Raw genomic sequence first — 25397 nt, 5'->3', positions numbered from 1 at the left:
CTCTCCCACGGGATTCGCTCCCCAAGGGGCAACGGGCTGTGGACAACTTCCCAAACCTTTGGTCTTCGTCATCTCAGATTCGAAGATACAAGGGGTTGGGGAGAGGGGGAGCCTGCGCGCCAACAGCCCTGCGCCTTGCGAGCGCCGCCCCTCTCCCCCGCCCTCTCCCACATGGGGAGAGGGAGCAGAAAACGGGCGCCCTCGTGGAAAGAGAAAGGTCGCTCAGCGACCGTCCGGCGCCACCCCGGTCGCCATGCCGCCGGCCTCGGCAACCGAGGGCACGACCGCCGCCGCCTCCTCCACCTGAACCGGCCGCGTCAGCTTCCATTCCCGCAGCTTGCCTTCGTGGAAGGTTGCGTCCACATAGGAATCACTGTTGTCGGTCCAGCGGAAGACTTCGGGCTGCACGCCTTCGGGCGTCTGTGCGGCGCCGATCGCGCGGGTCATGGCGATCACATGCAGCAGCGTCATGCGCGGCTTGAGCTTGGCATTGAGCATCACCGCACTGTCCACATAGCCCATCGGCCGGTTGCCGGCGCGGCGAAGCACCGTCATCGTGCGCGTGAAGTGCAGCAGCAGGAACATCATGATGCCGCCAGCCACGCCAACGACGCCCGCCAGGCCATAGCTGCGCCATCCGATCACCAGCAGGGCCAGTCCCGCGACCGGGACGAGGATTTTCGAGAGAGTCATGGCGGCAGATTGTCCCTGCTCGCGCCGCGGGTCCGCATTGCGGACATCCGCAGGCCGCGCTGCGGGTCAACCCGGATCACTTGACCATCTCGCGCATGCGCCGGCGCAGGGCGCGCTCGCGTTTCTGCTCTTCCTCCCAGTCGTGGCGGATCGCCAGGGTCACCGAGATCGCCATCAGCACCAGCACCACCGCAAAGGGCAGTGCGAACACGATGGTGGCCGTCTGCACCGCGTTCAAGCCGCCCGCCAGCAGCAGGCTCAGCGCGATGGCCGCCACCAGCACGCCCCAGATGATCTTGACGCGGGCGGGCGGGTTGGGATTGCCCTGCGTGCTCATGGTGCCCAGCACCAGCGTGGCCGAATCGCCCGAAGTGACGAAGAAGACGAACACCAGGATGGTGGCCACCACGGACAGGATGGCGCCGCCGGGCATCGCGTCGAACATCACGAACATCGCGCTCGACACGTTGGAAGCCACGGCCTCGGCCAGCGGGACGCCACGGAAGATCTCGTAGTTGAGCGCCGTGCCGCCGAACACCGCGAACCAGGCGAAGCCCACCAGGCTGGGCGCCAGCACGGTGCCCACCAGGAACTGGCGCACCGTGCGCCCGCGCGACACCCGCGCGATGAACAGGCCCACGAAGGGCGACCAGGCCAGCCACCAGGCCCAGTAGAAGATGGTCCAGTCGCCGATCCACGAGCTCTGGCGGAAGGGCGTCATGCGCAGGCTCATTCGCACGAAGTCGCTGAGGTAGGAACCCAGTGTGGCGGTAAAGGTGTCGATGATGGCGATGGTCGGCCCCAGGCACAGCACCACCAGGGCCAGCAGGCCGGCCACGATCAGGTTGCCCATCGACAGCCACTTGACGCCGCGCTCCACGCCGCTCACGGCCGAGGTGAGGAACAGCACCGTGGTCACCACGATGATGGCCGACTCTGTCCATCGGCTGTCGGGCAGGCCGAACGCCTGCTGCAGCCCGGCACCGATCTGCGTGGCGCCCATGCCCAGCGACGCGGCGACGCCGAAGGCCGTGGCGACCACAGCCAGCACGTTGACCACCGGCGACAGCCGCCGGGTCCAGGCCCAGGGCAGCGCCTCGGTGGCCGAACTCACCAGCGGCAAGGCCTTGCGCCGGAAGGTGAAGAAGCTGATCGCCAGGCCCACGATGCCGTAGATGGCCCAGGGATGGAAGCCCCAGTGGAAGAAGGAATAGCGCATGGCCGCGCCCGCAGCGTCCGCCGTGTTGGGCGCGATGCCCGGCGGCGGCGTGACGTAGTGCGACACCGGCTCGGCCACGCCCCAGAACACCAGGCCGATGCCCATGCCGGCCGCGAACAGCATCGAGAACCAGGCACCCAGGGAGAACTCGGGCTCGTCGTCCTCGTCGCCGAGCTTGAGGTCGCCGTAACGGCTCACGGCCAGGAAGAAGGCCAGCAGCACCAGGCCCAGCACCACCCACAGGTAGAACCAGCCGAAGGTGCGGGTGATGTCGGCGAGCAGCGTGCCGAAGACGCTGTCCAGTGTGCGGGGCGAGATCAGGCCCCAGAGCACCACGGCCCCGATGATGGCCGCGGAAACGATGAGTTGCATGGCGCACTCCTCCTCGATCGGTGCGCCCTGCGTGGCCCGCCGTGCCCCCGGGGAACGGTTCAGGCGTCCGCCACGCATGCTGCATGCCGGCACGGGCGCTGATGGATGAAAACACCCGCGGACGACGGCGCGGCATCGGGCGATGCACGAACCAGTCCACGGACGAGGGGCGGGCGGCAGCGGGGCCACCCCGATGCCCAGACTACCGGCGCGAGAGGCCGGATAGGGCGGAACGAAGGCGCGGATTGTAGGCGGCGGGCACCCGGCGTGTCTGTAGGCGCAGGCCGGGCGTCGGGCAGGCGGGACGCGATTGCGCGGCTCCTCGGCACCCGTCGACGGGCGCCGTGCTGGAATCAACGCAGCAGCTCAGTCCAGCTGTCGCACCACCGCCATCGCCTCGTCCACCCGGTCGACGGCATGGATGGTCAGCCCCTCGATGGGCTTCTTCGGCGCATTGGCCTTGGGCACCAGCGCCACCGAGAAGCCCAGCTTGGCCGCCTCGCGCAGGCGCTCCTGCCCACGCGGCGCCGGCCGCACCTCGCCGGCCAGGCCGACTTCGCCGAAGGCGACGAAGCCCTTGGGCAGCGCCTTGCCGCGCAGGCTGGAGCTGATGGCCAGCATCACCGCCAGGTCGGCCGCCGGCTCGGTGATGCGCACGCCGCCCACGGCGTTGACGAACACGTCCTGGTCCATGCTGGCCACGCCCGCATGGCGATGCAGCACTGCCAGCAGCATGGCCAGGCGGTCGCGCTCCAGGCCCACCGACAGGCGGCGCGGGCTGGGGCCGCCGTCGTCCACCAGCGCCTGGATCTCCACCAGCATCGGCCGTGTGCCCTCCAGCGTCACCAGCACCACGCTGCCGGGCACCGGCTGCGCATGCTGGCTCAGGAAGATGGCACTGGGGTTGGCCACGCCGCGCAGGCCGCGCTCGGTCATGGCGAAGACGCCAATCTCGTTGACGGCGCCGAAGCGGTTCTTGATGGCGCGCACCAGGCGGAAGCTGGAATGCGTGTCGCCTTCGAAGTACAGCACCGTGTCGACCATGTGCTCCAGCACCCGCGGGCCGGCCAGGGCGCCTTCCTTGGTCACATGGCCCACCAGCACCACCGCGGTGCCGCTGGCCTTCGCGAAGCGCGTCAGGTGCGCGGCGCATTCGCGCACCTGCGCCACCGAGCCGGGCGCCGAAGTGAGCTGGTCGGAATACACGGTCTGGATCGAGTCGATGATCGCGATGGCGGGCCGGTGCGCATCGAGCGTGGCGAGGATCTTCTCCAGCTGGATCTCGGCCATCAGCTGCACCTGCGAGCGCTCGAGCCCCAGCCGGTGCGCGCGCAGCGCCACCTGGGCACCGCTTTCCTCGCCGGTCACGTACAGGGCGATCTGCCCGGCGGTCTGCAGCGCGTCGGCCGCCTGCAGCAGCAGGGTCGACTTGCCGATGCCCGGGTCGCCGCCGATCAGCGTCACGCCGCCCGGCACGATCCCGCCGCCGAGCACGCGGTCCAGCTCTTCCAGGCCGGTGGCCGTGCGGGCCACGTCGGTGGCCTCGATCTCGGCCAGCACCGCCAGCTCGGAGGCGCCGCCCAGCGCGGCGAAGGTGTTGCCGAAGCGGTTCTGCGCCGGCCCGCCTGCCGCCGCGGGTGCCTGCTCGACCAGCGTGTTCCACGCGCCGCACGAGGGGCATTTGCCCAGCCACCTGGGGCTGGTGCCTCCGCATTCGCTGCACACGTACTGGGTCTTGTCCTTGGCCATCGGTCGAGTGTAGGGACCCCCCATCGCGCGGCCCCGGGGCTCGCGTAAACCAGAAGGTCCGATGGCGGGACGCGCTGGAACAATGTCGGCCATCCACCGGGCGCGTCGCGCCCGTTTTTTTCCTCTCGTTCCGGAGACATCCCCATGCAGATCACCCGCCGTCACCTGCTGCAGACCACCGGCGCCTCGGCGCTGCTCGCCGGCATCGGCCAGCAGGCCTTCGCCCAGGCCGCGCTGGAGAACGCCACCATCGTCACCGGCTTCGCGGCTGGCGGCACCTCCGACACCATCTGCCGCCGGGTCGCACAGAAGCTGCAGCCCGACTACGCCAAGGCCGTGGTGGTGGACAACCGCACCGGCGCCGGCGGCCAGATCGCCATCAACTACATCAAGGCCCGCCCAGCCGACGGCACGACGATGCTGCAGACGCCCACGTCGATGCTGACCATCTATCCGCACATCTACAAGAAGCTGTCGTACGACCCGCAGACCGACCTCACCCCCGTGAGCCTGGGCTGCGTGTTCGACTTCGGCTTCGCCGTGGGGCCGGCCGTGCCGGCCAGCGTCAAGACGGTGGCGGACTTCCTGGCCTGGGCCAAGGCCAACCCGACGGGCGCCAACTTCGGCTCGCCGGCCGCCGGCTCCACGCCGCACTTCGTGGGCGTGCTGATCGGCAAGAGCGCCGGCGTCGAGCTCAAGCACGCCGCCTACCGCGGCACGCAGCCGGCCATGCTGGACCTGCTGGGCGGCAACATCTCGGCCGTGTCGGGCCCCATCGGCGACATCACGCAGCACCTGTCCACGGGCAAGGTCCGCATCCTGTCGGTCTCGGGCACCAAGCGCAGCCGCTTCGCACCCGACGTGCCCACGCTGATGGAGCAGGGCATCAACATGGCGCACAGCGAGTGGTTCGCCTTCTTCCTTCCGCCCAAGGCCAACCCGGAGCTGGTCGCCCGCCTGAATGCCGGCATGAAGAACGCCCTGGCGCAGAAGGACGTGATCGACGGCCTGGGCACCTTCGGCCTGGAAGCCATGTCCTCCACCCCCGCCGAACTGGCCGAGCTGATCAAGAAGGACACGGCCAAGTGGGGCCCCATCGTCAAGGAAGTCGGCTTCACGGCCGAGGCCTGACGAGGCCGCAGCGGGACGGATCGCCATGACCTTGCCGGCCTCGTCGCTGATCCATCCCAACCTGCATCCCGACGAGCGGGCCGCCCGCGTGGAGCTGGCGGCCTGCTACCGCGTCTTCGCCATGCTGGGCTGGACGGAGATGATCTACAACCACATCACTGTCCGGCTGCCCGACAGCGTCACGGGCGGCGAGAAGCAGTTCCTGATCAACCCCTTCGGCCTGCACTACAGCGAGGTCACGGCCAGCAACCTGGTCAAGATCGACCTGGCGGGCCGGGTGCTCGACGGCTCGGCGCATCCGGTCAATCCCGCGGGCTTCACGGTGCATGCGGCCATCCACGACGGGCTGCCCGGGGCGCACTGCGTGATGCACACCCACACCACCGCCGGCATGGCGGTGGCCTGCGTGCAGGGCGGGCTGTCGCTGTCCAACTTCTACGCCGCGCAGTTGCATGGCCGGGTGGCGTACCACGACTTCGAGGGCGTGACGGTGCATGCCGACGAGGGCCCGCGCCTGCTGGCCAGCATCGGCGACAAGCCGGCCGTCATCCTGCGCAACCACGGCCTGCTGGTCTGGGGCCAGACGCTGCCGCAGGCCTTCGTCACGCTGTGGACGCTGCAGCGCGCCTGCGAAGTGCAGTTGGCGACGATGAGCATGGGCACGCCGATCCCCGTGGCCGAGGCCATCGCCGAGCAATGCAAGCGCGACGCGCTGCAGTTCCACCCCAAGCAGGGTGCCGGTCAGGACGTCTTCGACGCGCTCGTACGACAGGTGGACCGGCTCGACCCTGGCTACCGCGCCTGAGCATCCGCGGCCGCCGACCGCCGCGTTGCGCGCACGGAGCCGCCCGGGCGACTAGCATCGTCGCCCATCGCGGCTTTGCGACTTTCGGACCCATCCCATGAAGATCTGCATCTACGGTGCCGGCGCCATCGGCGGCTGGCTGGGCGTGGCCCTGGCCCAGGCGGGCGAGCGGCTGAACGTGGTGGCGCGCGGCGCCACGCTCGAAGCGCTGCAAACGAGTGGCCTGCAGCTGGTGCGCCAGGGCGGCGTGGTCACGCGCGTGCCGGTGAACGCGGTGGAGGACCCTGCGGCCCTCGGTCCGCAGGACGTGGTGACCGTCGCCGTCAAGGCGCCCGCCCTCGCCGCCGTGGCCGAGCGCATCGGCCCGCTGCTGGGGCCGGACACCGTCGTGCTCACCGCCATGAACGGCGTGCCCTGGTGGTTCCTCGACGGCGGCTTCGGCGGCCCGCTGGCGGGGCGGCGGCTGTCCGCCATCGATCCCGACGGGCGCATCGCCGCGGCCATTCCGGGCCATCACGTGATCGGCGGCGTGGTGCATGCGAGCTGCTCGCTCGACGGGCCCGGCGTGGTGCGCCACCACTTCGGCAACGGCCTGATCGTCGGCGAACCCTCGGGCGAGCCGACCGAGCGGGTGCAGCGCCTGGCCGACCTGCTGCAGCGCGGCGGCATCGACGCCCGCGTGTCGCCGCAGATCCAGAAGGACGTCTGGTACAAGCTCTGGGGCAACATGACGGTCAACCCCATCAGCGCGCTGACGGGCGCGACCACCGACCGCATCCTGGCCGACGACCTGCTGCGCGGCTTCATCTCGGCCGTGATGCTGGAGGCCCGCACCGTGGGCGAGCGCATCGGCGTGCCCATCGCCGAGATGCCGGAGGACCGCCACGCGGTCACGCGCAAGCTGGGCGCCTTCAAGACCTCGATGCTGCAGGACGTGGAGGCCGGCCGGCCGGTGGAGCTCGATGCGCTGGTCGGCGCCGTGCGCGAGCTGGCCGAGGGCGTGGGGCTGGCCACGCCCTTCACCGACGCGCTGCTGGGCCTGGCCCGGGTGCAGGCGCGCGGGCTGGGGCTGTACTGAGTGCGAGTTTGCGGGGCCGTCTAGCGCCGGCCCGTGATGATCCGCAGCGCCTCCGGCAGCGTGTGGGCCTGGGGCACGAAGTGGTCGACCGCGGCACCCAGCAGCACGGCGCACAGCAGGGCACCCAGCAGCGGCTTCCAGGTCAGGCGCACGGCGGCCATCAACCAGCCTTCACGGGCCAGGCGCCGGGTGGTGCGAACCGCCGCATAGGAGAAGGCCAGTTCGACCGCGACGGCCAGCAGCGCCTCCGAGCCGAAGTACAGCCACAGCAGCGAGCCGGCCCCCAGCAGCAGCGCGACACCGATCAGGAAGACGGCCACGACGGGCACCACCACGATGGCGCCCTCGTCCGCAGCGCCGGCGGCCTCGAGCGCCCCCGAGGCCAGGTCACCCAGCGCGTTGCCGTCGGCCGCGGCCGGCGCCGAGAAATCGCCCTGCGCTCCCGCGCCCGCGAAGTCACCGCCGCCGCCCGTGCGGGGCATCGATGGGCCTGCGCCACCGCGGCCGGCCGGCAAGTCGACCCCCGGGAGGTCGAACGCATCGCCCCAATCCCCGCATTCGCCTTCGCGCCGCTCGCCCAGCAGCCGACGCGCCCAGAGGCGCAGCAGGCCCAGGTAGACCAGGTAGCCCACGCCCAGGGTGAGCAGGTAGCGCAGGGCCAGCGAATCGACCTCGGCCCCATGCCGCAGCAGGGCCGAACAGGCCCACATCGTGAGCAGCACGAGGCTGCCGATCAGCCAGCCGTGCATGCGCAGGCTGTGGCGCCGGTGCAGCGCCTGCTCCAGCGCCGATTCCTCCAGGCGCACGGAGCGCCACGTCGAGCGGACCTTCATTCCAGCGCTTCGACCACGACCGGCACGCGCGGCGCCACGGCGCACATCAGCTCGTAGCCCACGGTGCCGCTGGCGCGGGCCACCTCGTCGATGGGCAGCAGAGTGCCGTGCTGCGCGCTGCGGCCCCACAGCACCACCTCGCTGCCGAAGCCGGCCTCGGGCACGGGCGTGAGGTCGACGGTGACCATGTCCATGCTCACGCGGCCGACGACCCGGGTGCGCACGCCGTCGACCAGCACCGGCGTGCCGGTGGGCGCATGGCGCGGATAGCCGTCGGCATAGCCCACGGCGGCGATGCCGATGCGCATGGGCTGCCCGGCCACGAAGCTGGAGCCATAGCCCACGGTGTCGCCCGGCTGCAGCGACTGCACGCCGATGAGCCGCGTGGCCAGCGTCATGCCGGGCTGCAGCTGCCAGTGGGCCGCGTCGTGCTCGGGAAAGTCGGGCGCGCTGCCGTAGAGCACGATGCCCGGCCGCACCCAATCGGCCCGGGTGCGGGTTGCATGGCGCAGTACCGCGGCGCTGTTGGCGATGCAGCGCTCGCCGGGCAGGTCGGCCGTGGCGTCGTCGAAGGCGGCCATGGCCGCGTCGATGCCGCGCGGGCCGTCGGCATCGCTGAAATGCATCATCAGCGAGACCTCATCCACCTGCGGCAGGGCGGTGAGGCGCGTCCATGCAGCGCGCATGCGGCCTGGCGCGAAGCCCAGGCGGTTCATGCCCGAGTTCATCTTGAGGAAGACGCGGTGCGGCGCCTGCGTCTTGTGCGCGGCCAGCCAGTCGATCTGCTCGTCGCAGTGCACCGTGTGCCACAGGCTCAGGCGCGAGCACAACTCCAGGTCGCGCGCATCGAACACGCCTTCGAGCAGCAGGATGGGGCCACGCCAGCCCAGGGCGCGCACGCGCTCGGCCTCGGCCAGGTCCAGCAACGCGAAGCCATCGGCGGCCCGGAAGGCGTCGAACACGCGCTCGATGCCGTGGCCGTAGGCATTGGCCTTGACCACCGCCCACACGCTGGCCGGGGCCGCCCCGCGGCGGGCGCGCTCGAGGTTGTGGCGCAGCGCGCCGGGGTGGATGGTGCAGAGGATCGGGCGGGGCATGGGGCGGCCGGAATTCGATGCGGGATGACGCCCATGTCGGACGCGGACGGGCCGCCTGCGGCAGGGTTATGGGTCATTTTGGCATTGCACCTGCGTGCTATAACCACGGGCCCCCGACCCCGGGGATTTTTTGTATACAGCTTCGAGCCTGCACATGGCCAGCCAGCCCCATCGATGAAGCGCGGCTTCTACACCATCATGTCGGCCCAGTTCTTCTCGTCGCTGGCCGACCAAGCGCTCTTCGTGGCTGCCGTCGAACTGCTGCGGACCGCGGGCGCACCGGAGTGGCAACGGGCGGCACTGGTGCCGATCTTCGCCATCTTCTATGTGGCCCTGGCGCCGTTGGTCGGCGCCTTCGCCGACGCGCTGCCCAAAGGCAAGGTCATGTTCATCAGCAATGCCATCAAGGTGGTGGGCTGCCTGATGATGCTGTTCGGCAGCCACCCCCTGGCCGCCTATGCGGTGGTGGGCCTGGGCGCGGCGGCCTACTCGCCGGCCAAGTACGGCATCCTGACCGAGCTGTTGCCCGCCTCGCAGCTCGTCAAGGCCAACGGCTGGATCGAAGGGCTGACCATCGCCTCGATCATCCTGGGCATCGTGCTCGGCGGCCTGCTGGTGGGCGAGCCTGTCTCCAACCGGCTGCTGGCGCTGGACGTGCCGCTGATCGACACCGGCATCAACACCCCGCCGGAAGCCGCCATCAGCGTGTTGATCGCGGTGTATGCGCTGGCCGCCTGGTTCAACACCCGCATCCCGCACACCGGCGTGGCCATGCGTCCGCTGCGCGCCGATCCGCACCGCAGCTTCGTGGGCAACCTCGTGGCGCTGCTGCCCGACTTCTGGCAGTGCAACGCACGGCTGTGGCGCGACAAGCTCGGCCAGATCTCGCTGGCCACGACCACGCTCTTCTGGGGCGCCGGCGGCAACCTCAAGTACATCGTGCTGGCCTGGGCCTCGCTGGCCCTGGGCTACAGCACGCCGCAGGCCTCGGCGCTGACCGGCGTGGTGGCCATCGGCACCGCCGTGGGCGCCGTGGTGGCCTCGGTGCGCATGCGGCTGGACATGGCGACGCAGGTGATTCCGCTGGGCATCGGCATGGGCCTGCTGGTGATCGCGATGAACTTCATCTCGAACGTGTGGGTGGCCGTGCCCTTCCTGATCCTGCTGGGCGGCCTGGGCGGCTTCCTGGTGGTGCCGATGAATGCACTGCTGCAGCACCGTGGCCACAACCTGATGGGCGCGGGCCGTTCGATCGCCGTGCAGAACTTCAACGAGCAGGCCTGCATCCTGCTGCTGGGGGCCTTCTACAGCGCCTGCACGGGCCTCGGGCTGTCGGCCTTCGGCGCGATCACCGCCTTCGGCATCGTGGTCGCCGGCTTCATGGAGCTCATCCGCCGGTGGCACCAGCGCAACCTGAAGGTGCATGGCGAGGAAGTGCAGCGCCTGCTCGAGATCGCCCGCAGCGATAAGCATCATTGACCACCCCCGTTGCTTGCTCACTTCGTGTAGCCGCCTCCCCCCTCAAGGGGGCGCACCCGGCGGCCCGGCGGAGCCGGTTCCGCGGGTGCCCTTGCATGGCGTGCTTCGCGGCCAGCCGACACGGCCCTCGTCAGCGATGGGCACCACCCACTTGATGAGGAGATCGACATGACGACGCTTCACGACTTCGAGGTTCGCCGGCTGGACGGCTCGCCGGTCTCGCTGGGCGAGTTCCGCGGACAGGTGGTGCTGGTGGTCAACACCGCCAGCCAGTGCGGCTTCACGCCGCAGCTGGGCGGGCTGGAAGCATTGCATGCCCGCTTCCAGGACCGCGGCTTCGCGGTGCTGGGCTTTCCCTGCAACCAGTTCGGCGGTCAGGAGCCGGGCTCGGCCGAGGAGATCGGCAGCTTCTGCCAGCGCAACTACGGCGTGAGCTTCCCGATGATGGAGAAGATCGACGTCAACGGCGCCAACGCCGCGCCGCTGTACCGGTGGCTCACGAGCGAGAAGCCCGGGCTGCTGGGCACGCAGGCCATCAAGTGGAACTTCACCAAGTTTCTGGTGGGCCGCGACGGGCAGGTGATCCGCCGCTATGCGCCGCTGGACAAGCCGGAGTCCATCGCGGCGGACATTGAGGCGGCGCTGGGCGCAGGCTGAGCCGGCAGGCAGGCCTGCGCGCCGTTCTGCCCTTCGACAAGCTCAGAGCGAACGGGGTGATGCCCAGTTCAGGACGCACGGATGGCACCCAACTCGGGGCGAAGGGTGAGGGCCGTGCAACACCCTCGGACAAAAAGTCCGCCGCATCGCGCGAAGCCCACTCCTAGAATCGCGCGCTCGCCCATGCGCTTCTTCGCACGCACCCTCCATCGCCTTGCCCGCGGCCTGCTCGGTCGCGCGGTGCTGCTGTGGTTCGCGCTGTCGATGGGTGCGGCCATTGCCTCGCCGCTGGTGCATCCGCAGGCCATGGAACTGGTCTGCTCGGCGATGGGTGCCGTGAAGGTGGTCGTGAAGACCGACGACGGCGTCCAGGAGATGGGCGCCACGCACATGGACTGCCCCCTGTGCGTCTCCACCGGCGCACCGCCGCCGCAGGCACCCCTGCTGCAACTGCCCCAGGCCCAGCCCCTGGGCGTGGCCCTGCAGCCCATCGAGGCCGCCCGCCTGGCGGCGGCCACCGCCGCGCCGCTGCCGGCGCGCGGGCCCCCGGCACTGCGCTGAGCTGTTCTCTTCCCGTTCGCCCGCGGTGTTGACCGGCGGCGCGACGGCCCTGGCCCTGCGGGCCGGCCGTCCGACCGCTGCACGCCCGGCGTGGACCCGAACCACAGATCGCCGCGCAGGCCCGGGCCGGACCGACTCCGGCCACCGGCTGCGCGGATGCCAGGCCTCTCCATGAATCCCTCATTGCACCCGCGCGCTGCCGAGCGCGCCCGCTTGTCCCGGCTCGCCCTGCGCGCCGGCCTTTCGCTGCCGCTGGCCCTGCCTTTGGGCACGTGGGCGCAGCAGGCCGGCACCACCGCCGCCGACACGCCCGAGCGCGTCAAGTCGCTCGGCGTCGTGACCGTCACCGGCGGCCAGCCCACCTCGCTGCCGACGCAGATCCCCACCACCATCGAAGGCGTCACGCGCGAAGAGATCGCCACGCGCATCAATGCCACCGACAGCGAGGACGCGCTCAAGTACCTGCCCAGCCTGCTGGTGCGCAAGCGCTACATCGGCGACTACAACCACGCGATCCTCTCGACCCGCGCCTCGGGCACCGGCAACAGCGCGCGCTCGGCGGTGTATGCGGACGGCATCCTGCTGTCCAACTACCTGGGCAACGGCATCGCCAACGGCACCAACTTCGCGCCGCGCTGGGGCCTGGTGTCGCCGGAGGAGATCGAGCGGGTGGACGTGATGTACGGCCCCTTCTCGGCCGCCTATCCCGGCAACTCGGCCGGCGCGGTGGTCGACTACGTGACGCGCATGCCGACGACGCTCGAAGCGCATGTGAGCGCCGGCTACTCGTCGCAGCCCAACCAGCTCTACAACACCGACCAGACCTTCAACAGCTGGCAGACCAGCGCCTCCATCGGCAGCCGCGCGGGCGACTGGTCGTGGTGGATCCACCTCAACCGCACCCGCAGCGAAGGCCAGCCGCTGACCTTCACCACGGCCACCGTCGCCTCGGGCACGCCCGGTCGTGCGGGCACGCCGGTCACGGGCTGGGTGGGCGGCCTCAACACCACCAACACGCCCTGGTACATCCTGGGCACGGGCACGGCCTACCAGACGGTGCAGGATCAGGCCAAGCTGAAGCTGGCCTACGACATCACGCCCACGCTGCGCGCCAGCTACACGCTGGGCTGGTGGCAGAACAGTTCGGAAGGCCGCCCGGCGAGCTATCTGACGGGCCCCAACGGCCTGCCGGTGTACAGCGGCACGGTCAACATCCAAGGCCGCAGCTACACGCTCGCGCCCACCGCCTTCCCGCTGACCAACGACGACCAGACGCACCTGATGCACGGCCTGTCGCTCAAGAGCCGCACCGAGGGCGTGTTCGACTGGGAGCTCGCGGCCAGCCTGTACGACTACCGCAAGGACCAGCAACGCGCGCCCACCGTGGCGCTGCCGCTGGCGGCCTATGGCGGTGCCGGCACGCTGCAGGACCAGGACGGCACCGGCTGGAACACGCTGGCCGCCAAGGGCACCTGGCGCCCCCAGGGCCTGCAGGGCGCGCACATCGTGGACTTCGGCATCGGCCGCGATGCCTACAAGCTGGCCATCGCCAAGAACAACGTCGCCGGCAGCTGGATCGACGGGCCCATCAACCCGCTCTCGCTGGTCAGCAACGTGGGCGGCCGCACGCAGACCGTGAGCGCCTGGGCGCAGGACGCCTGGCGTTTCGCCCCGCGCTGGAAGGCCGTGCTCGGCCTGCGCTGGGAGGACTGGCAGGCCGAGGACGGCCTGAGCGCCAGCGCCACCAGCGCCCTGCGCTATGCCCGCCGCAGCGAGTCGCACCTCTCGCCCAAGGCCGCCCTCGCCTTCCAGGCCACCGACGACACGGTGATCAAGGCCTCGGTCGGCCGCGCGGTGCGCTTTCCGACCGTGGGCGAGCTGTACGGCGCCACCAGTGGCACGCTGTCCTTCGTCAACGACCCGACGCTCAAGCCCGAGAAGTCCTGGACCGGCGAACTCAGCGCCGAGAAGGACCTGGGCAACGGCCTGCTGCGCGCCACGCTCTTCCACGAGACCACGCGCGATGCACTCTTCAGCCAGCTGGTGCCCGGCACCACCACCTCGCGCGTGCAGAACGTCGACAAGGTGCGCACCACCGGCGTGGAGCTGGCCTACACCGGCACCGATGTCTTCATGCGCGGCCTGGACCTGGGCGGTAGCCTGACCTTCGCCGACTCGCGCACCGTGGCCAATGTGGCCAATCCGGCGAGCGTGGGCAAGTGGCAGCCGCGCGTGCCGCGCTGGCGCTCCACGGTGTACGCCACCTACCGTCCCACCGACCGATGGTCCTTCACCGTGGCGGCGCGCTACAGCGGGCGCCAGTACTCCAACCTGGACAACAGCGACGTCAACGCCGATGCCTACTTCGGCGCCAGCAAGTACTTCACCGTCGACACGCGCGTGCGCTGGCAGATCGACCGCCATTTCTCGGCCGCCTTCGGCATCGACAACCTCAACAACGCCCAGTACTGGAACTTCCACCCCTACCCGCAGCGCACCTACACCGCGTCGCTGCAGTGGGACCTGTGATCCACCCCATCCTCCGGAGACCCGAACCATGAGCCGCTTCAACCGCCCCCTTCTCGCCCTCGCCCTCGCCCTGCTGGCCGGCACCGGCAGTGCCATCGCCCACGTGACGCTGCCGCCCGGCGGCGCCACCGTCGGCACCGACTACGAGGCCGCCTTCCGCGTCGGCCATGCCTGCAAGGACGCCACGCTCACCAACGCGCTCACCGTGCGCCTGCCGCAGGGCTTCGCGCTGAAGGACGTGCCTGCGCGCCCCGGCTGGACCATCGAGCAGACGCGCAGCGGCAACGAGGCCGTGGTGCGCTGGACCGCCACCAGCGCGGCCACCGCCGTGCCTGCCGACCAGAAGACCGAGTTCGTGCTGCGCGGCCGCCTGCCCGACAAGCCGGGCCCGCTGTACTTCAAGGTGCTGCAGGGCTGCGACGTGGGCAGCAGCGACTGGGCCCAGCTGCCCACGGGCGCCGCCGACGAGAAGCTGCCCCTGCCCGCCGCGAAGCTGGACGTGCTGCCGCGCGGCGTGGCCGCCGTGGACGTGCGTGACGGCTGGGCCCGCATGGCCGTGGCCGGCCAGAGCGGCACCGGCGCCTTCATGAAGCTGCAGGCGCCCTCGGGCGCGCGCCTGGTGGGCGCCAGCACGCCGGTCGCCGGCATCGCCGAGGTGCACGAGATGTCGATGCAGGGCGACCACATGCAGATGCGCGCCGTCGCCGAACTGGCGCTGCCCGCGCGCCAGACGGTCGAGCTGCGCCCCGGCGGCCTGCATGTGATGCTGATGGACCTGAAGCAGCCGCTGCCCGTCGGCAGCACGCTGCCGCTGACGCTGCGCTTCAAGGACGCACAGGGCAACGAGTCCACGCGCGAGGTGCAGCTGCCGGTGCGTGCCGCGCCGGCTGCGGCGGGCAGCGGCGGGCATCAGCACTGAGGCTCGTTTCTTCTCCCCTCTCCCGCAAGGGGAGAGGGAGCAAATGCCGGTCGTGCGCCGTCCTTCGACGACGTCGACGCAAGCCCCAATGCAAAGAGGCCCCGAAGGGCCTCTCGTTGTCTGCTTCGGCACCGCATCCGGTGCCGAAGCACCATCAGGCCTTCTTGGCCTTCTTGGCAGCGGGCTTCTTGGCAGCCGGCTTGGCGGCGGCGGCCTTCTCGGCCTTGTCGGCCTTGCGCTTGGCGGCCTTCGGGTCCACGGCGGCCTTGAAGGCGGCGCCCGGCACGAACTTCGGCACCTTCTGGGCGGCGATCTTGATCTTCTCGCCGGCTTGCGGGTTGAAACCGGTGCGGGCGGCGCGGGCCACCTGCTTGAAGGTGCCGAAACCCACCAGGGTCACGCTGTCGCCCTTCTTGACGGCGGTGACGATGCTGCTGGTGATGGTCTCCAGGATGCGGCCGGCTTCGGCCTTGGAGACGTCATGGGCGGAGGCGATCTTTTCGATGAATTCGAGACGGTTCAAGATTGGGTTCCTAGAGTTGCTTCGATCTGCGCCGGGGCCGGCGCGCGGTGCGCGCCCCCCCGAGCGAGGCGCGAAGTGTAGTGGAGCCGCATGACCCCGTGCAGCGGGTTGCGCAGGCGCATCGCGCCGAAACCCCACTCGTCAGCGGATCGACGCGCTGCATGCCGAGGACGCGCGTCGCGGCATCCGCGGCCCGCCCGGCGGAGCCGTCCGCCGAGCCCACTCAGAAGCGGAAGTCGGCCGTCTTCGGCCCACCGCCCAGGCTCAGCTCGCGCCGCTGGGTACGGCCTTCGAAGGTGGCTTCCACCACGTAGGCACCGGCGGGCAGGTCCACCAGGCAGACCGGGCCATCGGCGCGCAGCGAGAGGCCGGCGCCGCCCTGGGCACCCCGGATCTCCACCGCCACCGAAGCGAGATAGGCACCATCGGCCCGCGCGAACAGCAGCGACAGCGGATGCGACTTCATCGCCGAGCGCATGGCGGTGGATTCGTCCGAGCCGATGCCGCCGCACACGTAGCGGCCCTGGCCGGCCTCGGTCCACGGCGGCATCTGGGCATGGGCCAGGCCCGCGGTGCAGGCAGCGGCGAGCGCGGCAGACATCAGGAATTGGCGTGAAGGCATGGAAGGTCTCCTCGAAAAAACGGAAGAGATGCTGGCCTCGAAAGGCCCTGGCCGGCTGTCGGACCGCAGCGCCCGCCGGCGTGCGGCGGCGCCGGAAGACGCTCGGGACGCTCAGGCCCGCGGCTGCAGCGCCTCGTCCAGCCACTCCACCCAATGCCGCACCGGCAGCTCGGTGCCGGCCTGCAGATGGGTGATGCAACCGATATTGGCCGAGGCCACGGCCTCGGGCTGCAGCCGCTCCAGGTGGCCCAGCTTGCGTTCGCGCAGTTGCGTCGACAGTTCGGGCTGCAGCACCGAGTAGGTGCCGGCCGAGCCGCAGCAGAGGTGGCTTTCGGTCTGCGTCACGCGCACGTCGAAGCCCAGCGCGCGCAGGCCCGATTCGACACCCCCACGCAGCTTCTGTCCGTGCTGCAACGTGCAGGGCGGGTGATAGGCGATCACGCCCTGCGGCGCCTTCACGCGCTCGCGCAGCAGCGGCACCAGGGCCGGCAGCAGCTCGCCCAGGTCGCGGGTGAGGCGCGAGACCTCGCGGGCCTTGTCGGCATAGGCCGGGTCATGCGCCAGCGCATGACCGTAGTCCTTCAGCGCGGCGCCGCAGCCCGAGGCATTGCTGACGATGGCCTCCACGCCGCCGCCCTGCAGCAGCGGCCACCAGGCGTCGATGTTGGCGCGCATCTGGTCCAGCGCGCCGGCCTGGTCGTTCAGGTGGAAGCGGATGGCACCGCAGCAGCCGCCCGCCTGCGGCACCACGGCCTCGATGCCGGCCGCATCGAGCACGCGGGCGGTGGCCGCATCGATGGACGGCGCCATGGCCGGCTGCACGCAGCCCATGGGCAGCAGCACCTTGCGCGCATGGCTGTGGCGCGGCCAGGCGCCGGCGGCGCGCGGCGCGGGCACCTTGGCTTTGAGGCTGGATGGCAGCAGGCCGCGCACGGCCTGGCCGAGCTTCATGGCGGGCGCGAACAGCGGCGAGTTCAGGCCTTCCTTGAGCAGCCAGCGCGTGGCGCGTTCGCCGGCCGGCCGCGGCACCTGCTCGTCCACGATCTTGCGGCCGATGTCCACCAGGTGGCCGTACTGCACGCCGCTGGGGCAGGTGCTTTCGCAGTTGCGGCAGGTCAGGCAGCGGTCCAGGTGCTGCTGGGTGGCACGCGTGGGCGTGCGGCCTTCGAGCACCTGCTTGATGAGGTAGATGCGCCCGCGCGGCCCGTCCAGTTCGTCGCCCAGCAGTTGGTAGGTGGGACAGGTGGCGGTGCAGAAGCCGCAGTGCACGCACTTGCGCAGGATGGCCTCGGCCTCGCGGCCTTCGGGCGTTCCCTGGTACTGGGGGGAGAGTTCGGTCTGCATCGTGTCTCGTCGTGGGGGGTCTGTCGTGGGGCGGGGCAACGCGTCGCTCAGGAGGGGGGCCGCTGCGGCGGCTGCGTCCCGGTGGCGGCGGTGCCCCGCCTGCGCAGCCGCAGCCGGCTCAGCCAGCCGAAGGTCCACGCCCGCAGGGCCTGGTTGTGGCGCAGGTCGTCCAGATAGGGCGGCAGCGAGAGCCACAGCAGCAGCGCGGCCAGCGGCAGCACGCAGATGAAGCCCAGGTACTTGAAGCCCGTGGCCCCGGCAAGCCCGCCCGTCACGAAGGCGAGGATCAGGCCGCCGAAGATGCGCACCCGCTCCAGGTTGGGCCGCACCCGCGTGGCGTCGGTGCGCCGGCGGTTCCAGTACAGCGCCTTGCCCAGCTCGATGCCCAGGTCGGTGAAATTGCCGGTCATGTGGGTGGTGCGGATCTTTCCGCCGGAGATCTTCGACGCCAGCGCGTTCTGCAGCCCCATGATGAAGGACAGCAGCAGCACCGTCAGCGGCACGGCGAAGGGCGTGTGCCAGCCCAGCGTGAGCGCACCCATGAGCCCGAAGGGCAGCATGAGCGCGGCCTCCAGCAGCAGCGGCAGCGCGTAGACATGGGCCAGCCGGTAATGGCGGCCCCAGTTGATCTGGATGGCCGCGGTCGCCGCCCCGGCCAGGAAGGCCAGGATGGCGCCCAGCGCGCCCAGCAGCAGCGTCATGTCGCCCATCACCAGCGAATCGGCCACCTGCGAGGTGAAGCCGGTCATGTGCGAGGTGTAGCGATGCAGCACCAGGAAGCCGCCCGCGTTGATGGCGCCGGCGTTGAAAGCCAGCAGCAGGCCCAGCGCCCGGTTGGTCGACGGGGCGCGGTGGCGGCCGGTCAGGTGGCGCAGGCGGCGCATGGAGAAGGGAGGACGCTCAGAGCCCGGCCACCAGCCGGCCCGGGTTGAAGATGCCGGCGGGATCGAAGGCGGCCTTGAGCGCGCGGTGGATGTCCATCAGTGCAGGCGACAGCGGCGCGGGCTCGGCCCGCCGGCCCGCTGCGGCGCGGAAGGCCGCCGCCCAGCCACCGGCGGCGCGCACCGACTCGGCCAGATCCACGGCACCGCCGGGGGGCACGGCGTACCAGCGCTGTGCACCATGCCATTCGATCAGCGGCGCGGACAGGCCGGCGGCCGCCAGCACGGGCGCCGTCTGCGGGACGCTGGCGCGCCAGAGGTCCAGGCCCTGCGCCGCGGCATCGGTGAAGAGGGCATGGCGCTGGTCGCGCAGGCTGCGCCACAGAGCGTCGGCCGCATCGGGCGGCAGCACCTCACCGCCGAGCTGGCGTCCGGCGGCCTGCACGGCGGCGACCGCGCCGCGCAGCCGCAGGTACAGCCGGCCGACGGCGCCGCCACCTGGCCCGGCCTGCCACACGCTGGCATTGAGCGGCAGCGGTTGCCCGCCCCAGGCATTGAGCAGGCGCAGGGCTTCGGCCTGGCTGCAGTCGAAGACGCGGGTGGCCTCGGCCGGGGCCATGGGCAGCACCTTGAGGCTCAGTTCGGTGATGACGCCCAGCGTGCCCCAGGCGCCGGCCAGCACGCGCGAGACGTCGTAGCCCGCCACGTTCTTCATCACCTGGCCGCCGAAGGTCAACAGTTCGCCACGGCCGTTGATCAGGCTGGCACCGAGCACGTAGTCGCGTACGGAGCCCACGCTGGCGCGGGCGGGGCCCGCCAGGCCGGCGGACACCATGCCGCCCACGGTGCCGCCCTCGCCGAAGTGCGGTGGCTCGAAGGGCAGGCACTGGCCGTGGGCCTGCAGCAGTGCCTCCAGCTCGGCCAGTGGCGTGCCGGCCTGCACGGTCACCACGAGTTCACTGGGCTCGTAGCTGGTGATGCCGGTCAGCGCGTCGAGCGCCAGCACTTCGCCATCGAGCGGCCCGCCGTGGAAATCCTTGGTGCCCGCGCCGCGCAGGCGCAAAGGACGCTTCTGGGCCGCCGCGGCGCGCACGCGCTCGGCGATCTGGGACTGGGCGGGGGTCATCCGCGGGATGGTACGTCAGGGTCTCTCTTGGACGTCTTGATTCGCACCGTCTCCTGACCTGTCAGTCCTCGAAAAAGGCGACGGGCCGGCCGGGTGCGTCCATGCGCCGCCAGAGCACCTGCCCGGCCATCGGCTGCCGTGCCAGCTCGTCGGCCGGGCGGCCCTTGCGGGCGGTGGTGACGAAGAGCGTGCACAGGTCGTCGCCCCCGAAGCAGGGCATGGTGGGACAGCGCGCGGGCACCGGCAGCACGTCGGTGGTGCGACCCTGCGCGTCCAGCGCCTGCAACTGGCCGCCCTCGAACATGGCCACCCAGTAGCTGCCATCGGCGTCCATCGTCGCGCCGTCCGGACGGCCGTCGTAGGGCTGGTCCGAGCCGGGGGTCCAGCCGGCCGGCTTGGGATCGAACTGGCGGAACAGGCGCTCGCCCGCCAGCCCGTGCGGCTCGGCCACCCAGTCGTACTGCCGCACGGCATGGGCATTGGTGTCGGCCCAGTACACCCGCGACAGCTCGGGCACCAGCACCAGGCCGTTGGCGGTGATGGCCTCGCCGGCCATGCGCTGCACGCGAGGCGCGCCGCCGCCGCGGGCATCGATGCAGTAGAGCGCGGCGATCGGCCGGTCCTTGGGCTCCTGCAGCGTGCCGGCCCACAGGCGCCCCTGGGGGTCGCATTTGCCATCGTTGAAGCGCATGGTGGCCGTGTCATGGTCGAAGGCGGCGATGCACTGCAGCGCGCCGCCCCATTCGCGGGCCCGGTAGATGCCGTCGCGCAGCGCGATCACCAGGCCGCCGCGGCGGGCCGGCGCCATGCAGCCCGGCTCCTGCGGCAAGGCCCAGCGCTCGACGACAGCCTGGCCGCTGGCGATGTCGCCGCGGGTGCGCAGCGCCTGCCGCCCCGGGATGTCCAGCCAGTACAGCGCGCGTTCGTCCGGATGCCAGAAGGGCGATTCACCCAGGGCGCTATCGCTGCCCGGCAGAGCCGTCCAGCCCAGGGGATCGTTGGGGGGGATGAGGTCAGGCATGCCGGATTATTGGTGGCAGGGCACAGGGGCCTGCGGGGCCCGGTCCCAAAAAAAATGGCCCGCTCATGCCGAAGCACTTGCGGGCCGAACATCCAAAGGAGACTCTCGCTAAAACATTCTTTCGTCCGCCACGCCGCCCTCGGTGCGGCGAAGTGGCGGCGGTGGTCGATCAGCGGTTGTAGGCCGTCTCGCCGTGGGCGGTGATGTCGAGGCCTTCGCGCTCTTCCTCTTCGCTCACACGCAGGCCCACGGTCAGGTCGGCGATCTTGTAGGCGATGAAGGAGACGACGCCAGACCACACGATGGTCAGCAGCACGCCCTTGAGCTGGATCCAGACCTGGGCGCCGATGCCGTTGGAGCCGACGGTGGCCGTGACCCAGTCGGTCACGAGGCCGGGGCCGCCGAGCGCCTGGGTGTTGAACACACCGGTCAGCAGGGCACCCACGATGCCGCCCACGCCGTGCACGCCGAACACGTCCAGCGAGTCGTCGGCGCCGAGCAGGCGCTTGAGGCCCGACACGCCCCACAGGCAGGCGAAGCCGGCGATGAAGCCCATGACGATGGCGCCCATCAGGCCCACGTTGCCGGCGGCCGGGGTGATGGCCACCAGGCCGGCGACGGCGCCGGAGGCGGCGCCCAGCATCGAGGCCTTGCCCTTGTGCAGCGCTTCACCCAGCGACCAGGCCAGCACGGCGGCGGCGGTGGCGGAGAAGGTGTTGATGAAGGCGAGCACGGCGCTGTTGCCGGCTTCCAGGGCCGAGCCGGCGTTGAAGCCGAACCAGCCCACCCACAGCAGCGAGGCACCGACCATGGTCAGCGTCAGCGAGTGCGGCGTGAAGGCTTCCTTGCCGAAGCCGATGCGCTTGCCGATCACGTAGGCACCCACCAGACCGGCGACGGCGGCGTTGATGTGCACCACGGTGCCGCCCGCGAAGTCGAGCGCGCCCCATTGCCAGATCAGGCCGGCCTTGGCGTTGGTGGCGTCCACCACGTCGGCGGCGGTGTAGGCGTCCGGACCCATCCAGAACCAGACCATGTGGGCCAGCGGGGTGTAGCTGAAGGTGAACCAGATCACCATGAACACCAGCACGCCGGAGAACTTGGCACGCTCGGCGAAGGCACCCACGATCAGGCAGCAGGTGATGCCGGCGAAGGTGGCCTGGAAGGCGGCGAACAGCAGCTCGGGGATGTAGACGCCCTTGCTGAAGGTCGCGCCGGGCGCGAAGGCGCCGGTGGCCGGGTCGAAGATGCCCTTCATGAACAGCCGGTCGAAGCCGCCGATGAAGGCGTTGCCCTCGGTGAAGGCCAGGCTGTAGCCATAGATGCACCACAGCACGACGATCAGCGAGAAGGTGACGAACACCTGCATCAGCACGCTGAGCATGTTCTTGCTGCGCACCAGGCCGCCGTAGAACAGGGCCAGGCCGGGGACGGTCATCAGGATCACGAGCAGCGTGGACACCAGCATCCAGGCCACGTCGCCCTTGTCGATCTTGGGAGCAGGTGCGGCAGCAGCGGCGGCATCGGCCGGTGCTGCAGCGGGTGCTGCGGCGGCGGGCGCGGCCGGAGCGGCGGCTGCAGGCGCAGCGGCGGCCGGCGCGGACGCCGCCGGGGCCTCGGTGCTGGCGGCGGGCGCCTGCGCGAAGCTGGACACGCCAGCCGTAAGGACGCTCAGGCCGAGCGCCAGGGATACAAGGAACTTCTTCATCTTGGTCTTTCTTGTGCCTTCTTCTGCTGCGTCGGTTTAGAGCGCCTCGCGGCCGGTCTCACCCGTGCGGATGCGGACGACCTGCTCCAGGTTGAACACGAAGATCTTGCCGTCGCCGATCTTGCCGGTGCGCGCAGCGCTTTCCACGGCCTCGATGACGCGGTCGACCAGCTCGTCGGCAACCGCCGCCTCGATCTTGACCTTGGGCAGGAAGTCGACGACGTATTCGGCACCGCGGTAGAGCTCGGTGTGGCCCTTCTGGCGGCCGAAGCCCTTCACCTCGGTCACGGTGATGCCCTGCACGCCGATGGCGGAAAGGGCCTCGCGCACCTCGTCGAGCTTGAAGGGTTTGATGATGGCTGTGATCAGCTTCACGATTTCTCTCCTCTGGGATGAACCGGGCGCGGCAGCCGCCGCGCCCACCTGTCGGCTGGCTGGCGCGACCTCAGAAGGTCTTGGTCAGCGTGGCGATGAAGCGTGCCTTGTTGGGCGACTCGCTGTAGGTGAAGGTGCCCAGGCCGATGGCGCTGTAGTCGTAGACGGCGGTGGTGGCCTGGTAGGCATCCTTCTTGTTGGCACCCACGATGGCGCCCGTCAGGCTCAGGCCGCCACCGAAGTCGTAGGTGGCACCCACGTTGTAGTCGACGTAGCTCTTGTAGGGCGTGTTGCGGCGGATGTCGCTGGACAGGTGCGTGTAGCCCACGGCGGCCTTGAGCGTCAGGTTGGGCAGCACGGCCTTGCTGTACGACACGTTCAGATAGCCGGTGCCGCGGCCCTTCCAGCCCGTGGTGCGGTTGCTGGCGAAGCCGAAGTAGTCCTTGGAGACGGTGCTGGAGTACTTGACGGTGAACGAGCCGATGGCGTCGTCGCTCCAGGTGGCGGCGCCGTACAGCTCGGTGGTGTTGCCGTTGCGGTTGCCCGGGTAGATGTAGGTCAGGGCACCGAAGTCGAGGTCGAAGGGGCCGGCCTTGAACTTGTAGCCGCCGTAGATGTCGCTCTCGATGGAATTGCCGGCGAGCCAGTTGACGCTGGAGTTCCAGTTGCCGACGTAGAAGCCGCTTTCGTGGGCGTAGTCAAAGCCGCCCTGGATGGCGGGCTTGAGGGCCTTGGTCTTGTAGTAGCCGTTGTTGCCGATGACGTCCTGGTCCTGGCCCCGGAACTTGTAGTTGGTGGTCAGCGAGATGTTGGCAGTGATGGGCGAGGCCTCGGGGGCAGCGGCGGGCGCCGTCTGGGCGCTGGCCGCACCGGCGGCAGCAGCCAGGCAGAAGGCAATCGTTGCCGTCTTGATCGTGGCCGGACGGATCTTCATCGGGTAACTCCTCGCAAGTGGTGTTCGTTGGAGTTCCCCTCAAAGCAGGGAGCGTGCCAAAAGACAGCCGCGTCCTACGCATGTGAAGTGCTCCACACCCCCACAAGAAAAATTCGCGAGCGCTTCATGCAGGGGCCGGGCTCCTGTTCAATGCATGAAACAGGATCGGTGCAACGCACCAAATCAGGGAGAAGATGAGCGATGAGCCTTTCTTTGGTGCAGACGCGCGCTTTGGTGGCGCTTGAATCGGCGCCAGTCACCGTCGAGGTGCATCTGGCCAATGGCCTGCCCAGCTTCACGCTGGTCGGATTGGCCGATGTGGAGGTCAAGGAGGCCCGCGAGCGGGTCCGCTCCGCCATCCAGAACTCGGGGCTGGCCTTTCCGCACGACCGCCGCATCACGGTGAACCTGGCGCCGGCCGACCTGCCGAAGGATTCCGGCCGCTTCGACCTGCCCATCGCACTGGGCATCCTCGCGGCGAGCGGGCAGATCGATGGGGCGCGACTCGCGGGCCACGAATTCGCGGGTGAGCTGTCGCTTTCGGGTGACCTGCGCCCCGTGCGCGGCGCCCTGGCCACCGCGCTGGCGGCCGAGGGCCCGTCGCCACGCCCCGTCCTGGTGCTGCCACTGGCCAGCGCGCGGGAGGCCGCGCTGGTCCCCGGCGCCGCGGTCTATGGCGCGGCGCACCTGCTCGATGTGGTGCGCCCCTTCCTGCCGCCCGACACGCTGGCGCAGGTGGAAGACGGCCCGGGCTGGGTGCGCATGGTTCCGCCAGAGCTGGCCGGTCATGCGCCCGACGGACCGGACCTGGCGGACGTGAAGGGCCAGGCCGCCGCTCGCCGCGCGCTGGAGATCGCGGCCGCCGGCGGCCACAGCCTGCTGATGGTCGGCCCACCCGGCGCCGGCAAGTCGATGCTGGCGCAGCGGCTGGCCGGCCTGCTGCCACCGATGGACGTGCAGGAGGCGCTGGAGAGCGCCGCCATCGCCAGCCTGGCCGGTCGCTTCGACCCGCAGCGCTTCATGCAGCGGGTGGTGGCCAGCCCGCATCACACGGCCAGCGCGGTGGCGCTGGTGGGGGGCGGCTCGCCGCCAAGGCCGGGCGAGATCTCGCTGGCGCACCATGGCGTGCTCTTCCTGGACGAACTGCCCGAATTCCCCCGCGCGGCCCTGGAAGCGCTGCGCGAGCCGCTGGAGAGCGGCACCATCTCCATCGTGCGCGCCGCGCGGCGGGCGCAATTCCCGGCGCGCTTCCAGCTGGTGGCGGCGATGAACCCCTGTCCCTGCGGCCATCTGGGCTCGCGCCTACATGCCTGCCGCTGCTCGCCCGACCAGGTGGCGCGCTACCAGGCGCGCATCAGCGGCCCGCTGCTGGACCGCATCGACCTGCATGTGGACGTGCAGGCCATCGACCCGCGGGAGCTGCTGGGCGCCCCCGCCGGCGAGTCGAGCGCCGCCGTACGCGAACGCGTGGCCGCGGCGCGCGCCATCGCGCTGCAGCGCCAGGGCAGTGCCAACCAGGCCCTGGCCGGCCAGGCGCTTGATGCCCATGCCGGCGCCGATGCCGCCGCCCTCGCCTTCCTGCAGAAGGCGGCCACGCGCCTGGGCTGGAGCGCACGGGCCACGCACCGCGCCTTGCGGGTGGCCCGCACCATCGCCGACCTGGCAGGTGCCGAGACCATCGGCGCCCTGCACGTGGGCGAGGCGATGCAATACCGGCGCACGCTGAGCGCGGCGCCCTGAT

At 70.6% G+C, this 25397-nt stretch carries 23 protein-coding genes; 9 read left to right on the top strand and 14 right to left on the bottom strand.

Features of this window, described 5'->3' with window-relative positions:
- Positions 1 to 222: 222 nt before the first annotated feature.
- From ABIC63_RS07165 to radA, 3 genes are all read right to left on the bottom strand, one after another.
- Positions 223 to 693, bottom strand: a complete 471-nt coding sequence (locus ABIC63_RS07165) for a glycerate kinase (protein WP_294376694.1) — start codon at positions 691 to 693, stop codon at positions 223 to 225.
- 76 nt (positions 694 to 769) lie between these two features.
- Complete coding sequence (locus ABIC63_RS07160; protein WP_354319207.1) at positions 770 to 2284, bottom strand: BCCT family transporter; 1515 nt, start codon at positions 2282 to 2284, stop codon at positions 770 to 772.
- A gap of 366 nt (positions 2285 to 2650) precedes the next feature.
- A complete protein-coding gene (gene radA / locus ABIC63_RS07155) occupies positions 2651 to 4033 on the bottom strand; it encodes a DNA repair protein RadA (protein ID WP_354319206.1) in 1383 nt (460 codons plus the stop codon).
- A 144-nt stretch (positions 4034 to 4177) separates the two neighbouring features.
- Here radA and ABIC63_RS07150 point away from each other — a divergent pair, with 144 nt between their 5' ends.
- The 3 genes from ABIC63_RS07150 (at position 4178) to ABIC63_RS07140 (ending at position 7047) form a co-directional block, all read left to right on the top strand.
- On the top strand, positions 4178 to 5164 hold the full coding sequence (locus ABIC63_RS07150) for a Bug family tripartite tricarboxylate transporter substrate binding protein (protein ID WP_017758885.1): 987 nt from the start codon (positions 4178 to 4180) through the stop codon (positions 5162 to 5164).
- 25 nt (positions 5165 to 5189) lie between these two features.
- Positions 5190 to 5969, top strand: a complete 780-nt coding sequence (locus ABIC63_RS07145) for a class II aldolase/adducin family protein (RefSeq protein ID WP_294376706.1) — start codon at positions 5190 to 5192, stop codon at positions 5967 to 5969.
- Positions 5970 to 6066: 97 nt separating this feature from the next.
- Positions 6067 to 7047, top strand: a complete 981-nt coding sequence (locus tag ABIC63_RS07140) for a 2-dehydropantoate 2-reductase (RefSeq protein ID WP_354319205.1) — start codon at positions 6067 to 6069, stop codon at positions 7045 to 7047.
- Between the two features lie 20 nt (positions 7048 to 7067).
- Here the strand turns inward: ABIC63_RS07140 and ABIC63_RS07135 are convergent, their stop codons facing one another.
- The gene (locus tag ABIC63_RS07135; RefSeq protein ID WP_354319204.1) at positions 7068 to 7880 is read right to left on the bottom strand and encodes a hypothetical protein; all 813 of its coding nucleotides are present in this window, start codon (positions 7878 to 7880) and stop codon (positions 7068 to 7070) included.
- Positions 7877 to 8977 carry an alanine racemase gene (gene alr, locus ABIC63_RS07130; protein WP_354319203.1) on the bottom strand — a complete coding sequence of 367 codons (1101 nt, stop codon included), beginning with the start codon at positions 8975 to 8977 and terminating at the stop codon, positions 7877 to 7879. The genes ABIC63_RS07135 and alr overlap by 4 nt, the downstream gene beginning before the upstream one ends.
- 174 nt (positions 8978 to 9151) lie before the next feature.
- Between alr and lplT the strand changes: the two genes are divergently transcribed.
- From lplT to ABIC63_RS07105, 5 genes are all read left to right on the top strand, one after another.
- Entirely contained in the window at positions 9152 to 10456 is a 1305-nt protein-coding gene (gene lplT, locus ABIC63_RS07125; protein ID WP_294376723.1) for a lysophospholipid transporter LplT, read from the top strand.
- Positions 10457 to 10624: 168 nt separating this feature from the next.
- Positions 10625 to 11113: a glutathione peroxidase gene (locus ABIC63_RS07120; protein WP_234193455.1), complete on the top strand. Its 489-nt coding sequence runs from the start codon at positions 10625 to 10627 to the stop codon at positions 11111 to 11113.
- A gap of 183 nt (positions 11114 to 11296) precedes the next feature.
- On the top strand, positions 11297 to 11674 hold the full coding sequence (locus ABIC63_RS07115) for a DUF2946 family protein (protein WP_354319202.1): 378 nt from the start codon (positions 11297 to 11299) through the stop codon (positions 11672 to 11674).
- A 171-nt stretch (positions 11675 to 11845) separates the two neighbouring features.
- Positions 11846 to 14203, top strand: a complete 2358-nt coding sequence (locus ABIC63_RS07110) for a TonB-dependent receptor (RefSeq protein ID WP_354319201.1) — start codon at positions 11846 to 11848, stop codon at positions 14201 to 14203.
- 28 nt (positions 14204 to 14231) lie between these two features.
- Positions 14232 to 15122 carry a copper chaperone PCu(A)C domain-containing protein gene (locus ABIC63_RS07105; RefSeq protein ID WP_294376733.1) on the top strand — a complete coding sequence of 297 codons (891 nt, stop codon included), beginning with the start codon at positions 14232 to 14234 and terminating at the stop codon, positions 15120 to 15122.
- A 154-nt stretch (positions 15123 to 15276) separates the two neighbouring features.
- Here the strand turns inward: ABIC63_RS07105 and ABIC63_RS07100 are convergent, their stop codons facing one another.
- The 9 genes from ABIC63_RS07100 to ABIC63_RS07060 all read right to left on the bottom strand — a co-directional run bounded on the left by ABIC63_RS07100 (position 15277) and on the right by ABIC63_RS07060 (position 23650).
- A complete protein-coding gene (locus ABIC63_RS07100; RefSeq protein ID WP_017757950.1) occupies positions 15277 to 15645 on the bottom strand; it encodes an HU family DNA-binding protein in 369 nt (122 codons plus the stop codon).
- A gap of 223 nt (positions 15646 to 15868) precedes the next feature.
- The gene (locus ABIC63_RS07095; RefSeq protein ID WP_234193459.1) at positions 15869 to 16267 is read right to left on the bottom strand and encodes a peptidase associated/transthyretin-like domain-containing protein; all 399 of its coding nucleotides are present in this window, start codon (positions 16265 to 16267) and stop codon (positions 15869 to 15871) included.
- Positions 16268 to 16378: 111 nt separating this feature from the next.
- Positions 16379 to 17611, bottom strand: a complete 1233-nt coding sequence (glcF, locus tag ABIC63_RS07090) for a glycolate oxidase subunit GlcF (RefSeq protein ID WP_294376744.1) — start codon at positions 17609 to 17611, stop codon at positions 16379 to 16381.
- A 47-nt stretch (positions 17612 to 17658) separates the two neighbouring features.
- Positions 17659 to 18495, bottom strand: coding sequence for a YoaK family protein (locus ABIC63_RS07085; RefSeq protein ID WP_114801667.1), 837 nt, complete (start codon positions 18493 to 18495; stop codon positions 17659 to 17661).
- Between the two features lie 16 nt (positions 18496 to 18511).
- Positions 18512 to 19618 (bottom strand): glycolate oxidase subunit GlcE, encoded by a 1107-nt coding sequence (glcE, locus tag ABIC63_RS07080; protein WP_294376752.1) that lies wholly within the window; start codon positions 19616 to 19618, stop codon positions 18512 to 18514.
- Positions 19619 to 19679: 61 nt separating this feature from the next.
- Complete coding sequence (locus tag ABIC63_RS07075; protein ID WP_354319200.1) at positions 19680 to 20639, bottom strand: SMP-30/gluconolactonase/LRE family protein; 960 nt, start codon at positions 20637 to 20639, stop codon at positions 19680 to 19682.
- A gap of 169 nt (positions 20640 to 20808) precedes the next feature.
- Positions 20809 to 22347, bottom strand: a complete 1539-nt coding sequence (locus tag ABIC63_RS07070; RefSeq protein WP_354319199.1) for an ammonium transporter — start codon at positions 22345 to 22347, stop codon at positions 20809 to 20811.
- Positions 22348 to 22383: 36 nt separating this feature from the next.
- Complete coding sequence (gene glnK / locus ABIC63_RS07065; RefSeq protein WP_017762018.1) at positions 22384 to 22722, bottom strand: P-II family nitrogen regulator; 339 nt, start codon at positions 22720 to 22722, stop codon at positions 22384 to 22386.
- A 70-nt stretch (positions 22723 to 22792) separates the two neighbouring features.
- The gene (locus tag ABIC63_RS07060; RefSeq protein ID WP_294376794.1) at positions 22793 to 23650 is read right to left on the bottom strand and encodes a TorF family putative porin; all 858 of its coding nucleotides are present in this window, start codon (positions 23648 to 23650) and stop codon (positions 22793 to 22795) included.
- A gap of 207 nt (positions 23651 to 23857) precedes the next feature.
- On the opposite strand from ABIC63_RS07060, the gene ABIC63_RS07055 reads away from it, so the two are divergent.
- Positions 23858 to 25396: a YifB family Mg chelatase-like AAA ATPase gene (locus ABIC63_RS07055; RefSeq protein WP_295379039.1), complete on the top strand. Its 1539-nt coding sequence runs from the start codon at positions 23858 to 23860 to the stop codon at positions 25394 to 25396.
- Position 25397 lies beyond the last annotated feature (1 nt).

Origin of the sequence: Pseudacidovorax sp. 1753, from assembly GCF_040544975.1 — a bacterium.
Lineage (GTDB): Bacteria > Pseudomonadota > Gammaproteobacteria > Burkholderiales > Burkholderiaceae_C > Xenophilus.
This window is presented reverse-complemented; position numbering and strand designations above follow the sequence as displayed.

Excerpts from the sequence above, each read along its gene's own strand:
- ABIC63_RS07085 (WP_114801667.1), bottom strand. The coding sequence starts at position 18,495 with ATGCGCCGCCTGCGCCACCTGACCGGCCGCCACCGCGCCCCGTCGACC.
- ABIC63_RS07165 (WP_294376694.1), bottom strand. The coding sequence starts at position 693 with ATGACTCTCTCGAAAATCCTCGTCCCGGTCGCGGGACTGGCCCTGCTG.
- ABIC63_RS07075 (WP_354319200.1), bottom strand. The coding sequence starts at position 20,639 with ATGCCTGACCTCATCCCCCCCAACGATCCCCTGGGCTGGACGGCTCTG.
- ABIC63_RS07115 (WP_354319202.1), top strand. The coding sequence starts at position 11,297 with ATGCGCTTCTTCGCACGCACCCTCCATCGCCTTGCCCGCGGCCTGCTC.
- ABIC63_RS07120 (WP_234193455.1), top strand. The coding sequence starts at position 10,625 with ATGACGACGCTTCACGACTTCGAGGTTCGCCGGCTGGACGGCTCGCCG.
- ABIC63_RS07150 (WP_017758885.1), top strand. The coding sequence starts at position 4,178 with ATGCAGATCACCCGCCGTCACCTGCTGCAGACCACCGGCGCCTCGGCG.
- ABIC63_RS07145 (WP_294376706.1), top strand. The coding sequence starts at position 5,190 with ATGACCTTGCCGGCCTCGTCGCTGATCCATCCCAACCTGCATCCCGAC.
- ABIC63_RS07105 (WP_294376733.1), top strand. The coding sequence starts at position 14,232 with ATGAGCCGCTTCAACCGCCCCCTTCTCGCCCTCGCCCTCGCCCTGCTG.
- ABIC63_RS07110 (WP_354319201.1), top strand. The coding sequence starts at position 11,846 with ATGAATCCCTCATTGCACCCGCGCGCTGCCGAGCGCGCCCGCTTGTCC.
- radA (WP_354319206.1), bottom strand. The coding sequence starts at position 4,033 with ATGGCCAAGGACAAGACCCAGTACGTGTGCAGCGAATGCGGAGGCACC.
- lplT (WP_294376723.1), top strand. The coding sequence starts at position 9,152 with ATGAAGCGCGGCTTCTACACCATCATGTCGGCCCAGTTCTTCTCGTCG.
- glcE (WP_294376752.1), bottom strand. The coding sequence starts at position 19,618 with ATGACCCCCGCCCAGTCCCAGATCGCCGAGCGCGTGCGCGCCGCGGCG.
- ABIC63_RS07160 (WP_354319207.1), bottom strand. The coding sequence starts at position 2,284 with ATGCAACTCATCGTTTCCGCGGCCATCATCGGGGCCGTGGTGCTCTGG.
- ABIC63_RS07070 (WP_354319199.1), bottom strand. The coding sequence starts at position 22,347 with ATGAAGAAGTTCCTTGTATCCCTGGCGCTCGGCCTGAGCGTCCTTACG.
- ABIC63_RS07055 (WP_295379039.1), top strand. The coding sequence starts at position 23,858 with ATGAGCCTTTCTTTGGTGCAGACGCGCGCTTTGGTGGCGCTTGAATCG.
- alr (WP_354319203.1), bottom strand. The coding sequence starts at position 8,977 with ATGCCCCGCCCGATCCTCTGCACCATCCACCCCGGCGCGCTGCGCCAC.
- glcF (WP_294376744.1), bottom strand. The coding sequence starts at position 17,611 with ATGCAGACCGAACTCTCCCCCCAGTACCAGGGAACGCCCGAAGGCCGC.
- ABIC63_RS07135 (WP_354319204.1), bottom strand. The coding sequence starts at position 7,880 with ATGAAGGTCCGCTCGACGTGGCGCTCCGTGCGCCTGGAGGAATCGGCG.
- ABIC63_RS07095 (WP_234193459.1), bottom strand. The coding sequence starts at position 16,267 with ATGCCTTCACGCCAATTCCTGATGTCTGCCGCGCTCGCCGCTGCCTGC.
- ABIC63_RS07140 (WP_354319205.1), top strand. The coding sequence starts at position 6,067 with ATGAAGATCTGCATCTACGGTGCCGGCGCCATCGGCGGCTGGCTGGGC.